A 13,800-nucleotide genomic window follows, 5' to 3' on the forward strand; every position below is an offset into this window, starting at 1 on the left:
TTAATCAAAGCTTATTATTTATGAAAAAGGCAATACTCTTTTCACTGCTGCTCTTTATTGGTGCAGCTTATCAGGTAGAGGCACAGATCAGTGCGGGAGTTTATAGACTAAGTTCTGCTACCTTCGTCGCCATCGGCACCGATCCGGACAACAAAATATTCGGCGAGGCAAGGGTATCCACTGGTAGCAATGTAGGAATCGAGGGTACCTTCGGATACAATTTTATCCAAAAGGATGAGGTCAATTTCTACAGTGGGTTTCATTTGGGGCAAGAAGGCAATCGGGATGGTTTTTATCTTGGCATTCCCTTAGGCGTGTTGGTGAAGCCATTCGCGGCCAAAAACTTCGGTTTTCTGATGGAAGCCAGTCCAATATTCCGGGATGAAAGAAGTAATTATTTCAGAGCTGGCTTGGGTTTAAAATACACTTTTAGATAAAAAAAATCCCTCAAATCCGATTCGTCGGATTTGAGGGATTTTTTGATTTAGAAAAAAACGTTAAGTCCTATCCCAAAGTGAGAATTCAAATTGAGGCTCAATTGATTTTCAGCCGCTATTTTTTCATCCCTTATTAAGTCAATGGTATTCTTTGAGGTGTATCGGATCAGATTGGAATACACATCCAACCCAATGTTTTTGGTGATCAGGTATTGAAAACCCAGAATGCCGTTTAGTCTCACCGAATTGGATTTGATGGAATTGAACTTCTCTCCGGCCTCATTTTTCCCGAAGGGCTTCTCCCAATCCCTTCCACCATTTGCTTCCATATAAAAAGAAATTTTGTCATTAAGGGGAACATATTTCCTAACAAACAATCCGATACCGAAGGTATTGGTGATCAATTTGGTGGTTTCTGAGAAGGAATTGGAAAATCTTCCCCGACTTCTTCCATACATTCCCTCAATGCCAAGGGCAAGATTTTCGGAAACAAAATAGCCTACACCCGGTGATATCTCCATAGATGGAACCGATTCGACAATATCGGGTTGGTTTGGGTAATCCGGAAGGGTGCTCATGATGTCTGTATTATTTCTTTCATAATTCAAACCAAATTTTCCGCGAAGCATCCAGGAGCCTTTTTCCATCTGCGCCATCCCGCTATAAGGAATGGCCATCATGATAATGAAGATGAACAAGAGTGATTTTTTCATTTTCGGTTCAAGAAGAAGTTGAAACCCAAGAAAACTGCGGAAGTATTGACGCCCATGTTGAAGAAGGTGCTGTTTCTTTTTTCCTCCACACCGGGAGTATTCTCGGCGGTGTTTCTAGACACCCCAAATCCTATGGGATTGACAGAGGCTTCCACCGAAATCCACTTGGTGGGAAAAAATGACAATCCCGCAAACAAAGTGTTGTTGAAACCCCTGAAGGAATTTGAATTCGTGAGTAGCCCCTGTTGGAACGCTATTGAATTCTCCTCTGTCCTCCAATCGACAGTGGACTGGAATTCGCCAAAAAAGGCCATTTTTTCGTGAATCGGAAAGTACCTCCTTGCAAATATGCCCGTGCCCCAAGCTTCATTTTTAAAATCTGTGTTTGCTAAGTTTGGGCTGTTATAGCGGACTTCTCTGCTTCCATTGTTGAACCTGAAACTCATCCCAAGCACCCATTTATCGGTGACAAAGTACCCGAGACTTGGATTTGCGGAGAAGTTTCGCGAAGAATTTTGGAAGGAATTGGGGTCACCTGGTGAACTGGAGGACTCCCAGGTGTTGAAATTTACGGCACCACCCAATTGGAAATTCCCTTTCTGGAGTTGGGCAAAAGTGGTTTGGCTGGAAACAAGGGCCAAGAAAAGCAAGAGCAGGATTTGTTTCATAAATGGATTTTTTGGTTTTAGAAGAGGATTAGGCAATCACATGGTTTTTTGAAACGAATGAATTAAAAATAAGTTCTGTTTTTTGCATCCTGAATTGCAGGCTTTTTCTTGGCATCATGTGAAATAGTTTCTTTAATTTTGCGCCCATGGCAAAAAATGACACGACTGCGGAAAATACGCAACTGAAAGATATTATCGCCCATGCCAAAGAGTATGGTTTTGTGTACCCTTCCTCCGAGATTTATGACGGTTTGCAGGCCGTTTATGATTATGGCGCTTATGGGGTAGAATTGAAAAATAACCTCAAGCGTCTGTGGTGGGAATCCATGACCCGCCTCCATGACAATATTGTGGGGATTGATGCAGCGATTTTTATGCATCCCACCACCTGGAAAGCCTCTGGTCACGTCGACAGTTTCAATGACCCGATGGTCGACAATAAGGATAGCAAAAAACGGTACCGTGCCGATGTCCTCATTGAGGACAAAGCTGCCGGTTATGAGAAATCCGGGGATCTTGAAAGAGCCCAATCCTTGTTGGGAGCCATGGGGAAACTCTTGGAAGCGGAAGATTTGGCGGGCGTCCATGACCTGATCGTCAATGAGGGGATTGTTTGTCCGATCAGTGGCACGAGCAATTGGACAGAAGTGCGTCAATTCAACCTGATGTTTTCTACGCAGGTGGGTTCTGTGGCGGAGGATACCACCACGATTTATCTGAGACCGGAAACGGCGCAGGGGATTTTTGTCAATTTCCTCAATGTACAGAAAACCGCAAGGATGAAAGTCCCTTTTGGCATCGCCCAGATTGGGAAGGCTTTCAGAAATGAAATCGTTGCCCGTCAGTTTATTTTCCGCATGCGGGAATTCGAACAAATGGAGATGCAGTTTTTTGTCCGACCAGGCACCGAAATGGACTGGTACAAAACCTGGGCAGCCACCCGTGTCAAATGGCACTTGGCTCTCGGGATCCCCGAGGATAAAATCAGGAAGCACGACCACGAAAAACTCGCCCATTATGCCAATGCAGCGATGGACCTTGAATATGAATTCCCTTTTGGCTTCAAGGAAGTGGAAGGAATACATTCCAGAACCGATTTTGACCTGAAGCAGCACCAAGAATTTTCAAGGAAGAAACAGCAGTATTTTGATCCAGAGATCAACCAGAATTATATCCCTTATGTGATCGAGACTTCCATCGGTGCTGACAGATTGTTTTTGATGACTTTCTGCAATGCTTTTGTGGATGAGGAGGTGGATGGAAAGCAAAGGACTTATCTTAAATTTCATCCTGCCATTGCTCCCGTAAAAGCGGCCATTTTGCCTTTGGTGAAAAAAGATGGCTTGCCGGAAAAAGCAAGAGAAATCGTCGAAGCTTTGAAATACGATTTCAACATTATCTATGAGGAGGCCGCATCCATCGGAAAACGCTATACCCGTCAGGACTTGATCGGTACGCCATTCTGTATTGCAGTCGATCACCAGACATTGGAAGACAATATGGTGACGATCCGCCACAGGGATACCACTGCTCAGGAAAGGGTTCCGATTTCGGAATTGCATGCCAGATTGAGCGAGGCGTGTAGCTTCAGAAGGATATTTGAGAAGATTTAAATTGAGGAGATCGTCACATAAAACCAGTGCAAACCGGTTTCTTTAGCGCAAAACCCCTTGGATTCCTGAAATATGGATGCCAAGGGGTTTTTGTTTTTCCCCATTCCTTCCCCATTGTAGATGGAGAAAGGAGGGAAGTCATGCGCTCTGATGGGATTTTTGCATAAATTTGAGTGTCTTTCCACCCGTCCCAAAACAGAAGTCTTTCCATTTGGTTCTAAAAGAATATGAATAAAAAAGCCATCATCATCGGATCCGGGATAGCGGGAATTGCCGCTTCGATCAGATTATCCCTGAAAGGGTATCGGGTAGAAGTGTATGAAGCCAATGCCTATCCGGGCGGGAAATTGTCGGAAATAACCCTCCAAGGATATCGATTCGATGCCGGCCCTTCCCTTTTTACCTTGCCGGAGCAAGTAGATGACCTTTTTAGACTGGCGGGAAAGCAACCGCGGGAACATTTTGATTACATCAGACTTCCAGTGGCCTGCCATTATTTTTGGGAGGATGGAAAACAGATCAAGGCCTATGCGGACATTGACCGCTTTGGGAAGGAAGTGGAAGCAAAATTGGGAGAACCTGCCGAAAATATCCGGAAGGCCTTAGAAAAGTCCGCCTACATCTATGATCGTCTTTCCCCACTTTTCATGCAAAGATCCCTGCACAAATTCGGGACCTGGACCAATAAAGACGCCATGAAATCCTACCTGAAAATGGGGAAATTGGGCATCTTCAGCACCATGAACCGGGCCAATGAGAAACAATTTGACCATCCCAAAATGGTGCAGCTTTTCAACAGATATGCCACCTACAATGGATCCAACCCCTATGAAACGCCTGCAACCCTGAATATCATCCCGCATCTGGAATTTAACATCGGGGCATTCTTTCCCAAAAAAGGGATGCACGACATTACCATGAGTCTGTATCGCCTTGCGGAAAGTCTCGGAGTCTCCTTTCACATGAATGCCAGAGTAGAGGAAATTTTGGTACAGGAAAAAAGGGCCGTTGGGGTAATCGTCAATGGAACCAAACATTTTGCGGATTTGCTGGTCAACAATATGGACATGGTCAATGCCTACAAGACTATCCTGAAAAAAGAAAAACAACCCAGACTGCTTTTGAATCAAACCAAATCCAGTTCTGCACTGATTTTTTATTGGGGAATAAAGAAGGTCTTTCCGGAATTGGAATTGCACAATATCCTTTTCAGCGAAGATTACAAAACTGAATTTGAGCACATTTTCACCCACAAAACCATCAGTGAAGATCCCACGGTGTATATCAACATCACTTCGGTGCACAAGGCTGATGATGCGCCCAAGGACAGCATGAATTGGTTCACGATGATCAATGTGCCCAATAATCAAGGACAGGATTGGGACGCCGTGATTCGGGAAGCAAGGAAAAATATCGTCAACAAAATCAACCGGATCCTCAAAACAGATATCGAAAGCCTGATCGAAGTAGAGGAGATCCTCGAGCCCCGGACGATCGAGAGCAAGACATCAAGCGCGAATGGTGCGCTTTACGGCAACAGTTCCAACAATCGGTTTGCGGCATTTATGCGGCACGCCAATTTCTCCTCAGACATCAAGAATCTATATTTCTGTGGGGGAAGTGTGCATCCCGGCGGTGGAATCCCCCTTTGTTTGCTCTCAGCAAAAATCGTTTCAGAGATGATCGAGTGATCATTGGTTTTCCAAGTGCCGGACCATGGCTTCCTGAATCAAATCCGATTCGAAGCCCCTTCCGATCAAATATTGGAAAACCTTGTTCTTTTTTCTAAAAAGATCCTTTTCCGAGATGGAATCCCATTTTTTTTCGACCAGCTGGTCGAGGGTTTCCAGGTATTCATCCTCCTCGATTTCTTTCAAACCGGATTTGATACAATTGGGGCTGATTTGGCGGAATTTCAATTCCTGAAGGATTTTATTTCTTCCCCATTTTTTCATTCTGAATTTTCCCCTAAAAAAAGACTGGGCAAAACGCTCCTCATTCAAAAAACCCTCCGTGATCATTTCCGCGATCAGATCCTCGGCAGGAGTGCCATAAACCCCTTTTTCATGAAGTTTCTCCCGAACCTCCTTTTGACACCTTTCCTGATAGGCACAATAAGAGGCGATTTTTAGCTTCGCCTCTTCGAGAGACCAGTACTTTTTGGGTGCATCGGAGTCATAATCTTTTCTTGGGTAGGACATTTTGTGTAATTTTAGCCCAAAGTAACTTTATCAGTTATTTTAATCAAATCTATTCACCTAACCTTTAGCCATCATGCGTAAAAATATTGTTGCCGGTAACTGGAAAATGAACCTGAATTTTGAAGAAGGCCAAAAGCTCACCTCCGAAATTGTCAATATGATCCGGGATGAAAACATCAAGGATGTTTCCGTTGTCCTCAATCCACCTTATGTTCACCTGCACCCTGTCAAGAAATTGATCGGCAATACAGCAGGATTGTTTTTGGGTGCCCAAAATTGCTCTGACAAAACTTCAGGTGCCTATACCGGAGAAATTTCCGCATCCATGTTGGCTTCTTTCGGATCCACTTTTGTGATCATCGGTCACAGCGAAAGAAGGGAATATTTCAAGGAAGACAGTGCACTACTGACCGGAAAATTAACACAGGCATTGGAAAATGGCCTCACGCCTATTTTTTGCTGTGGTGAATCCTTGGATATCCGAGAGGCAGGAACGCATGAGGAATATGTGAAACAACAATTGACCGAAAGCCTTTTTGGATTGAGCGCAACTGATTTTGCAAAAATCGTGATCGCTTATGAGCCCATTTGGGCGATCGGAACTGGTAAAACTGCAAGTTCAGATCAGGCACAGGAAATGCATGCGGCGATCAGAACACACCTTGCCTCCAAATACGGACAAGCGGCAGCCGACGAAATTTCAATCCTTTATGGTGGAAGTTGCAACCCGGGGAATGCAAAAGAGATTTTCTCAAAACCCGATGTGGATGGCGGATTGATCGGCGGAGCTTCGCTTAAATCCAGGGACTTCTTGGACATCATCAAATCCTTCTAAATGCAATACTTGGAATTTAAAATTTCCTGCTTGGAAGAATATCGGGAAATCCTGATTTCAGAATTGGCGGAAGTGGGCTTCGATTCCTTTCTGGAGACTGACGAAGGGATCGATGCCTATATCGCCGAAGACCTTTTTGATCGGGAGGCTTATCAAGCCGTCATCGACCAATATGTCGAAGCCGCATCCATCCTCGTGAAGGAAGGCATGATGGCCAAAGTCAACTGGAATGAGGAATGGGAAAAGCATTATGATCCCATTTCCATTGGAGACGAAGTGTATGTGAGGGCATCCTTTCATGCGCCCAAAATAGGTGTGAAGCACGAAATTGTCATCAATCCCAAGATGTCTTTTGGTACAGGACACCATGCCACCACTTATCTGATGCTTTCGCATCAATTGAACGTGGATCATCAGGGAAAGCGGGTCATTGATATCGGTTCTGGTACGGGTATTTTGGCCATCATGGCCTTTAAGCTTGGTGCGGAGCAAATCGAGGCTTTTGATATCGATGATTGGTGTGTGGACAACGGGAATGAAAACTTTGAACTGAATGACATGCACTCCGTGAAAATGGGTCTTGGTACCATTCGTGAAGTCAATCCACAAGGCCAATTCGACATTGTTTTGGCCAATATCAACAAAAATGTACTCTTGGATGAAATGGAGGTGTACGGGACTTTGGTCAAATCCAAAGGGAAGCTCCTTTTGAGCGGATTTTATGAACATGATATCGTGGACATTGAAAACGCCGCGGCAAAATATGGTTTGGATCTCCAAGCAAAAAAAACAAAAGATACTTGGGCTTCTTTGATATTTGAAAAACGATGACGGAATTAATTGTCTACGCGGTACTTTTTCTCCTCTTGATGGCGCATTCGCTGCTTGCGGGAAACATGTATAGGGCGGTCCATAAGGATGAATCCCTGACGGTCAATGAAAAGAATGAATGGAAGTTGAGGGCTTTGATTTTCCCTGCCTATTATTGGAGGAAATACAAGAAGAACGCGTCCTGATGATTGGAAGCCAATCCATTAAAGGTGAAATTTCTTTGATGATTTGGGTCCAAAAATTTTGCTGAAGGTTCGATCCGGAAAACGGTTTCAACCAAAAAAAGCTCGGTATTCAAGGTTTTAACCGCGAAAACTGAGCTTTTTTTGTCTATAGAGAGCCATTTGTTCGGCTATTTTTGACTTCACCTTATTGATATCGGGATTTATTTTCCCAATAGCCTGATTTTCTTTCAGTTTCAATTCCATTTGGAAACCTGATTTATATTTCCGGTTAAAATTAGAATTACCAGAAACTTTTATTTTCGTCCTCTGCTCTTGGGCCATCCATGGAATTGGGATGGGTGTCAATGCGGTCATTTTTCTTTTGGATTCAGAAAATAGATATTTGGAGCCAAGCACTTTTTTCCTCGTCTAAAAAATCTCTCCGTGTGTTCTCTTCATGATTTGGTGGGCGATAAAGGGGGAACTTTTGATCATGCCCACAGAAAATTCCGATACGATTTTGGAGCCGAATAATTGTTGGACTTTTCGACCCAGCCAAAGCCGATTTTTGAAATGGGAGTTCCACTCGGTTTCGTATTGGGTTTCGATGGCTTTTCGGTTTTCGTTTCGGAGAATGGCTTCGGCGGCGAGTTTTCCGGTGTGGATGGCGATGGCCATGCCGTTCCCGCACAAGGGGGTGATCAATCCTGCTGCATCCCCGACCATCAGCAGATGGTTTTCCACAGGATTTTTTGGTGAAAAATTCACTTCGTTGATGACCTCGGGTTTTTCGAAAAGAAAGTCACTGTTTTCAAAAATTGACTTGAGGTGCGGATTTTTGAAAAGGATGGCTTTTTCCATCTCCTGGATACTTCCATGTTCCTTGAGCTGGTCTTTGGAACCCAAATAGCAAAGATTGAAAATGCCATTTTCGATTTGATTGATGCCACAATAGCCATTTTCGAAATTGTGGAGGGCCACCATGTCGTGTTCGTGATCGGTTTTGATGTGGTATTTAACACCGATGAAGGGTGACCGCGTTCGTATGAATTCCCGATCGAGCGACTTGTCCATTTTGGATCGTTTTCCAAATGCTCCGATGACATGTTTGCAGACCAAAGTATTTCCATCACTTAGGCTCAAGGTAAATCCATCTTCCGCTTTCGAATAATTGATGTCCTCCACTTGGGTCTGCAATAAGAAATCGGCGCCCATGGCCTTTGCCTTTTTGTAAAGGAAGAGATCCAGTTGATATCTGCTGATGCCAAAGCCACCGAGATCCAATTTCATTTCGGCAAGGTTGCCCTTGATGGAAGTCAACCTGAATTTATGGATTTCGGATGGGCCAAATTCCGAGGGGAACAAGTTTTCTTTCAACAAAAATTCCCGGACTTCATTGGAAATATATTCTCCGCAAACGCGGTGAAAAGGATAGCCCTTCTTTTCGATCAAGAGTACACGTCTATTGTTTTTGGCGAGTTGGTGCGCAGCGATCAGCCCTCCAAGTCCTCCTCCAATGATGATAATGTCGTATGCCTGCATGAGTTGTATCCGCCTTTTATTTTAGATGAGCACCGTTTATCAAAATTCATCCTTTTGGATTAATAAAACCTCTGAAATCTGGGTTAATTTCAAAGATTAACAAAATGTCAACCAATTTAATTATGAAGAAGTTTACCCAAATAAAACTAAAACAGGGCTTAGTTGGAGTACTGATGCTTGGGAGCATGCTTTTCGCCGAAGATGCATTTGCACAAAGGAAAAAGAAAAAGGATGCCAAAAACGCACCTGCCCAAACTGCAGCTCCAGCTCCAAGGCCAGCCACTCAGGCCAAGCCAGGACCAAAGCCTTACGGAGATGTGATTACCAATAAGGCAAAATCACATGATGGACTTTTCAAAGTCCATGAAGTTGAGGGGAAATATTATTATGAAATCCCTGACACGCTTATCGGCAGGGAAATGCTTGTGGTCACCACCATTGCCAAGACCGCAGACGGAATTGGGTATGGAGGAGAAAGAACCAATACACAAATGGTAAGATGGGATCAAAATGGAGACAATATCCTCTTGAAGGTTGTTTCCTACAGCAATACGGCAGCTGATTCCCTTCCAATTTTTGAGGCAGTAAGAAATTCAAATTTGGAACCGATCCTTCAGAAATTTGACGTCAAAGCCAAGGCAAAAGACGGAAATGGAGTGGTCATTGAGGTTACGGATTTGTTTTCCAAAGATGTTCAGGCGCTTGGCTTGCCAAAAAATCGCCGGACAGAATTCAAAGTGACGCGATTGGATACAGACCGATCTTATATAGAAAGAATCAGTCCCTATCCGATCAATATCGAGTCTCGATATGTCATGACTTACATCGCGACTGATCCGCCTTCCAATGGAAGCACAGGATCGATCACTGTCGAAATGAACTCCTCCATGGTGTTGTTGCCGGTGGAGCCGATGATGCAGCGACTGACAGACAGAAGAGTGGGTTGGTTCAGCAGGTCCGTTGTGGACTTTGGCTTGGATGAGCAAAAGGCCACCAAAAGAACCTACTTGGACAGATGGAGACTCGAGGTGAAGGAAGAAGATTACGACAAATTCAAAAGAGGCGAATTGGTTGAACCCAAAAAGCAGATTGTTTATTATATCGATCCGGCAACTCCAGAAAAGTGGAGACCTTACTTGAAGCAAGGCGTAGAAGACTGGAATGCAGCTTTTGAAGAAGCAGGATTCAAAAATGCCATCACGGCCAAGGATGCGCCGACTTTTGAAGAGGATTCCACTTGGAGTGCAGAAGACGCCAGATATTCCGTGATCAGGTATTTTGCCTCAGACATTCAGAATGCTTATGGACCTCACGTATCCGATCCTAGATCTGGGGAGATCCTGGAATCCGACATTGGTTGGTATCACAATGTGATGAATCTGTTGCGAAATTGGTTCTTTATCCAAACTGCAGCCGTTAACCCAGAAGCCAGAGGCGTTAAATTCAAAGACGAGGTAATGGGCCGACTGATCAGGTTTGTCTCTTCCCATGAAGTGGGACATACACTGGGTTTGCCCCACAATTTTGGGTCTTCACATGCCTATCCAGTGGACTCTTTGCGTTCCGCTACCTTCACAAATGAATTTGGGACTGCACCGTCCATCATGGACTATGCAAGATTCAATTATATCGCACAGCCTGATGACAAAGGCGTGAGTCTGATGCCTGATGTAGGACCTTATGACAAATACTCCATCAGCTGGGGATATCGTCCTATTTTGGATGCCAAGACACCGGAAGAGGAGCAGGCTACTTTGGATCAATGGATTTTGGCCAAAAATGGAGATCCTGTTTACCGATTTGGTCGTCAGGGAAATAACTATGACCCGAGTACCCAAAGTGAAGACTTAGGGGATAATGCCATGAAAGCTTCCACTTATGGAATCGATAACCTGAAAAGGATTCTTCCTAATCTCAATGAGTGGGTATCTGAAGCAGATAAGCCTTACAAGGACTACAGTGATTTGAACGAGATGTATGGACAGGTGATAGGCCAATACAACCGCTATATGGGTCATGTCAGAACCAATGTAGGTGGTGTCTATGAAATCTTCAAATCGTCAGGTCAAAACGAAGCGGTGTATACGCACACCGATAAGGCCACTCAAAAAGAAGCCGTGACATTCTTGAACAAGGAATTGTTCGCGACACCAAAATGGCTGATGGATGAGAAAATCATTTCTCAGATAGGTGATTTTGGCGCTTTGGAAAGAGTAAGAGCAGTGCAGGTGAATAACCTAAACAGTATTTTGGAATGGGGGAGATTGGGCCGAGTCATTGAGAACGAGGCAATAAGCGGCAAGAATGCTTACACCATGATCGAGCTATTTGATGATCTTAGAGCGGGGATTTGGACGGAATTGGCTGCCGGAAGGACCATTGATGTACACAGGAGGAGCTTGCAAAGAGCGCATTTAGAACGTTTGGAATTGTTGCTGACCGGCAATGAGCCAAATGTGCCCGCCCAGTTCAGAGGTTTTGTAGGTCCACAGATCAATGCTTCCCAGTCTGACATCAGACCGATGGCAAGAGGAGAGTTGAAGACTTTGCAAAGACAAATAACTGCTGCTATCCCAAGAACATCTGACAGGCTTTCCAAGCTACATTTGGAAGATACCCTAGAAAGAATCAAAATGGTCTTGGAACCAAAATAATTCAATTCCATAAAACAAAAAGGGCAGGATGAATTCATCCTGCCCTTTTTTTGTTTGTGAAATCAACGAGAAGTGAAAATTATCCATATTTTTACAGGAATCGAAAAAAAAGTAAACCATGGCTTTAACCCCTTTAAAAATTCTTCAGGACCATCACCTTCGGATCACCAATTGCAGAAAGGAAGTTTTGAACACATTTTTGGAAAAACAATCCGCACTTTCCCATTCTGATCTTGAGGAGGTTTTGAAAAAGGATTTTGATCGGGTGACCCTATATAGAACCTTAAAAACCTTTTTGGAGAATGATTTGATCCATAAGGTAATGGATGACAGTGGCGCCACTAAATATGCGCTTTGTTCCCATACATCTGACGGCGAGCATTCACATGACCACGATCATGTACATTTTAAATGTGAAAAATGTGGAAAAACAATCTGTATCGAAGAAGCCATCCTTCCAAAAATTTCATTGCCAAAGGGCTATATAAACAAGGAGACAAGTCTTTTGATCCAAGGGATTTGTGACAAATGCAATTGACCTTTCAGAAAATTTCCGTTTGTTTTCTCCTTTTCGGGATGTCCGAAGGCCAAATAACGCCAGGCGGAAGGTCTATTTTTGGAGGTGTGAAATCTTCTATTCCGCCATCCCCATCATCGTTTCGATTTCTTCCCCTTTGGATTCTCGCTCTAGTCATGGTAGCGACAAAGTAGATGAGCACGACATACGCGACACCACACAGCACAAGATCAACGATTAGGCTACTCATAGTGAACGATTTTGAAGTAATTTAATACAAATGTATTTATAAGTCAATGTATTAACTGTTTATAACAAATATTGATTTTGAAAAATGAAAAAAAAAGCAACGGATTTGCATTTGGCTTGTTAAATAGGCGATATCATCGGATATTTGCGCACTGAAATTTTAAGATAATGATAGTTAAAACCAAAAGATATAAATTAGAAACCGGCACTTACATCAAGATGGGACTTACCAATGTCCTCAAGGAACAGTGGTGGGTGATTCTTATTGCTGTTGCGATTGCTTGCGGATATTTTTGGATAGCTTCCTGGTGGTGGATAAGCATGGCCATCCTTGCCTATGTGTTGTATCTCCTTTTCTGGGTAATCCAGTTTGCCGGCGTGACCCAAATGGAGCAAAACAAGGTGATGTTCGAAAAATTGGCATATGAAATTGACAGCAGGCAGATTCTGATGAAGCTGAATGTAAAACAGGGAATGCCGATCAATTGGGGAATGATAAAACGTGCCCAAATCACCAAGGATGCCTACATCTTAACGATGTCTAAAGCACAATTTATTCACCTTCCCTTTAAGATTTTCAATTCTGACAATGATAAGAAATTTGTTGAAACCATTCTAAAAAGAAAAGGCTATATCATTTGATTGCTTCAAATGGATGGTTCCCCCTTGGCGATCAATGCCTTTGGAAAAAAATGGAATATCAATAAGCGATGGCCGCGTAATATTCTTTCTGACCAGAATCTATCGGTAAATTGAATTTAGCCTTGTACAAGCTGTCGAAACAGAATTAAAACAAGAAAAGCCTCCTGATTTCAGGAGGCTTTTCTTGTTTTAAAATTTTGAATTCTTGGATTACATAGATGGCAATATCACCGTATCGATAACATGAACCACACCGTTGGAAGCTTCGATGTCAGCGGTAGTGACAGTGGCATTGTTTACCATTGCTTTTCCATCTTTCAAAGTAATTGTAACCTCAGAACCTTGCGCAGTTTTTGCTTTCATTCCGTTTTTCAAATCTTTTGAATACACTTTTCCAGGGACAACATGGTAAGTCAATACTGCTACCAATTGCGCTTTGTTTTCTGGCTTCAATAAGTTCTCAACAGTTCCAGCAGGCAATTTTGCGAAAGCTGCATTTGTTGGAGCGAAAACAGTGAAAGGACCATCACCTTTCAATACGTCCACCAAATCTCCGGCTTTCACTGCCGCCACCAAGGTGGAAAGGAATTCAGTTTGTACAGCCAAGTCTACGATGTCGGCGTCAACAGCTACAGTCGTATTTTTGTTGAGCGTAAATGCGGAGGTTGCCAAGAAAGTAACCATTATCGCAAAAGTCATTAATTTTTTCATAATTAAAATAGTTATGGTTTATA

General features: G+C 43.3%; 15 protein-coding genes. 9 read left to right on the forward strand and 6 right to left on the reverse strand.

All coding sequences use genetic code 11. From position 1 onward, the window contains the following. The first annotated feature begins 20 nt into the window (after positions 1-20). Positions 21-437 carry a hypothetical protein gene (locus F824_RS0103635; RefSeq protein WP_019596499.1) on the forward strand — a complete coding sequence of 139 codons (417 nt, stop codon included), beginning with the start codon at positions 21-23 and terminating at the stop codon, positions 435-437. A 47-nt stretch (positions 438-484) separates the two neighbouring features. On the opposite strand, the gene F824_RS0103640 is transcribed toward F824_RS0103635, so the two are convergent. After that, a complete protein-coding gene (locus tag F824_RS0103640) occupies positions 485-1,150 on the reverse strand; it encodes an outer membrane beta-barrel protein (protein ID WP_019596500.1) in 666 nt (221 codons plus the stop codon). Further along, complete coding sequence (locus F824_RS0103645; RefSeq protein ID WP_019596501.1) at positions 1,147-1,818, reverse strand: outer membrane beta-barrel protein; 672 nt, start codon at positions 1,816-1,818, stop codon at positions 1,147-1,149. Before F824_RS0103645 ends, F824_RS0103640 begins: the two co-directional genes overlap by 4 nt. A 146-nt stretch (positions 1,819-1,964) precedes the next feature. On the opposite strand from F824_RS0103645, the gene F824_RS0103655 reads away from it, so the two are divergent. Together F824_RS0103655 and crtD are read left to right on the forward strand one after the other, a co-directional pair. Next, complete coding sequence (locus tag F824_RS0103655; RefSeq protein ID WP_019596503.1) at positions 1,965-3,431, forward strand: glycine--tRNA ligase; 1,467 nt, start codon at positions 1,965-1,967, stop codon at positions 3,429-3,431. Positions 3,432-3,658: 227 nt separating this feature from the next. Continuing rightward, positions 3,659-5,122 carry a 1-hydroxycarotenoid 3,4-desaturase CrtD gene (gene crtD, locus F824_RS0103665; RefSeq protein ID WP_019596505.1) on the forward strand — a complete coding sequence of 488 codons (1,464 nt, stop codon included), beginning with the start codon at positions 3,659-3,661 and terminating at the stop codon, positions 5,120-5,122. Here the strand turns inward: crtD and F824_RS0103670 are convergent, their stop codons facing one another. Continuing rightward, positions 5,123-5,632: a regulatory protein RecX gene (locus F824_RS0103670; protein ID WP_019596506.1), complete on the reverse strand. Its 510-nt coding sequence runs from the start codon at positions 5,630-5,632 to the stop codon at positions 5,123-5,125. A 73-nt stretch (positions 5,633-5,705) separates the two neighbouring features. On the opposite strand from F824_RS0103670, the gene tpiA reads away from it, so the two are divergent. Genes tpiA through F824_RS0103685 form a run of 3 tightly spaced genes read left to right on the forward strand, consistent with a single transcriptional unit; the run spans position 5,706 to position 7,483 of the window. Next, on the forward strand, positions 5,706-6,467 hold the full coding sequence (gene tpiA, locus F824_RS0103675) for a triose-phosphate isomerase (protein WP_019596507.1): 762 nt from the start codon (positions 5,706-5,708) through the stop codon (positions 6,465-6,467). Continuing rightward, on the forward strand, positions 6,468-7,298 hold the full coding sequence (gene prmA / locus F824_RS0103680) for a 50S ribosomal protein L11 methyltransferase (RefSeq protein ID WP_019596508.1): 831 nt from the start codon (positions 6,468-6,470) through the stop codon (positions 7,296-7,298). After that, a complete protein-coding gene (locus F824_RS0103685) occupies positions 7,295-7,483 on the forward strand; it encodes a hypothetical protein (protein WP_019596509.1) in 189 nt (62 codons plus the stop codon). Before prmA ends, F824_RS0103685 begins: the two co-directional genes overlap by 4 nt. Before the next feature lie 408 nt (positions 7,484-7,891). Here the strand turns inward: F824_RS0103685 and F824_RS0103695 are convergent, their stop codons facing one another. After that, complete coding sequence (locus F824_RS0103695) at positions 7,892-9,004, reverse strand: NAD(P)/FAD-dependent oxidoreductase (protein ID WP_019596511.1); 1,113 nt, start codon at positions 9,002-9,004, stop codon at positions 7,892-7,894. Positions 9,005-9,126: 122 nt separating this feature from the next. On the opposite strand from F824_RS0103695, the gene F824_RS0103700 reads away from it, so the two are divergent. Next, positions 9,127-11,658 (forward strand): zinc-dependent metalloprotease, encoded by a 2,532-nt coding sequence (locus F824_RS0103700; protein WP_019596512.1) that lies wholly within the window; start codon positions 9,127-9,129, stop codon positions 11,656-11,658. A gap of 118 nt (positions 11,659-11,776) precedes the next feature. After that, a complete protein-coding gene (locus F824_RS0103710) occupies positions 11,777-12,196 on the forward strand; it encodes a Fur family transcriptional regulator (protein ID WP_019596514.1) in 420 nt (139 codons plus the stop codon). Between the two features lie 4 nt (positions 12,197-12,200). Here the strand turns inward: F824_RS0103710 and F824_RS0103715 are convergent, their stop codons facing one another. Continuing rightward, positions 12,201-12,425 (reverse strand): hypothetical protein, encoded by a 225-nt coding sequence (locus F824_RS0103715; protein WP_019596515.1) that lies wholly within the window; start codon positions 12,423-12,425, stop codon positions 12,201-12,203. 167 nt (positions 12,426-12,592) lie between these two features. Here F824_RS0103715 and F824_RS0103720 point away from each other — a divergent pair, with 167 nt between their 5' ends. Further along, entirely contained in the window at positions 12,593-13,066 is a 474-nt protein-coding gene (locus F824_RS0103720) for a YcxB family protein (protein ID WP_019596516.1), read from the forward strand. 210 nt (positions 13,067-13,276) lie between these two features. On the opposite strand, the gene F824_RS0103730 is transcribed toward F824_RS0103720, so the two are convergent. Further along, positions 13,277-13,777, reverse strand: a complete 501-nt coding sequence (locus F824_RS0103730; protein WP_019596518.1) for a fasciclin domain-containing protein — start codon at positions 13,775-13,777, stop codon at positions 13,277-13,279. Between the last annotated feature and the right edge of the window lie 23 nt (positions 13,778-13,800).

The organism is Rhodonellum psychrophilum GCM71 = DSM 17998, from assembly GCF_000381545.1.
Taxonomy (GTDB): domain Bacteria; phylum Bacteroidota; class Bacteroidia; order Cytophagales; family Cyclobacteriaceae; genus Rhodonellum; species Rhodonellum psychrophilum.

Excerpts from the sequence above, each read along its gene's own strand:
- F824_RS0103640 (WP_019596500.1), bottom strand. The coding sequence starts at position 1,150 with ATGAAAAAATCACTCTTGTTCATCTTCATTATCATGATGGCCATTCCT.
- F824_RS0103720 (WP_019596516.1), top strand. The coding sequence starts at position 12,593 with ATGATAGTTAAAACCAAAAGATATAAATTAGAAACCGGCACTTACATC.
- F824_RS0103730 (WP_019596518.1), bottom strand. The coding sequence starts at position 13,777 with ATGAAAAAATTAATGACTTTTGCGATAATGGTTACTTTCTTGGCAACC.
- F824_RS0103710 (WP_019596514.1), top strand. The coding sequence starts at position 11,777 with ATGGCTTTAACCCCTTTAAAAATTCTTCAGGACCATCACCTTCGGATC.
- F824_RS0103685 (WP_019596509.1), top strand. The coding sequence starts at position 7,295 with ATGACGGAATTAATTGTCTACGCGGTACTTTTTCTCCTCTTGATGGCG.
- F824_RS0103715 (WP_019596515.1), bottom strand. The coding sequence starts at position 12,425 with ATGAGTAGCCTAATCGTTGATCTTGTGCTGTGTGGTGTCGCGTATGTC.
- F824_RS0103670 (WP_019596506.1), bottom strand. The coding sequence starts at position 5,632 with ATGTCCTACCCAAGAAAAGATTATGACTCCGATGCACCCAAAAAGTAC.
- F824_RS0103635 (WP_019596499.1), top strand. The coding sequence starts at position 21 with ATGAAAAAGGCAATACTCTTTTCACTGCTGCTCTTTATTGGTGCAGCT.
- F824_RS0103700 (WP_019596512.1), top strand. The coding sequence starts at position 9,127 with ATGAAGAAGTTTACCCAAATAAAACTAAAACAGGGCTTAGTTGGAGTA.
- prmA (WP_019596508.1), top strand. The coding sequence starts at position 6,468 with ATGCAATACTTGGAATTTAAAATTTCCTGCTTGGAAGAATATCGGGAA.
- tpiA (WP_019596507.1), top strand. The coding sequence starts at position 5,706 with ATGCGTAAAAATATTGTTGCCGGTAACTGGAAAATGAACCTGAATTTT.
- F824_RS0103655 (WP_019596503.1), top strand. The coding sequence starts at position 1,965 with ATGGCAAAAAATGACACGACTGCGGAAAATACGCAACTGAAAGATATT.
- crtD (WP_019596505.1), top strand. The coding sequence starts at position 3,659 with ATGAATAAAAAAGCCATCATCATCGGATCCGGGATAGCGGGAATTGCC.
- F824_RS0103695 (WP_019596511.1), bottom strand. The coding sequence starts at position 9,004 with ATGCAGGCATACGACATTATCATCATTGGAGGAGGACTTGGAGGGCTG.
- F824_RS0103645 (WP_019596501.1), bottom strand. The coding sequence starts at position 1,818 with ATGAAACAAATCCTGCTCTTGCTTTTCTTGGCCCTTGTTTCCAGCCAA.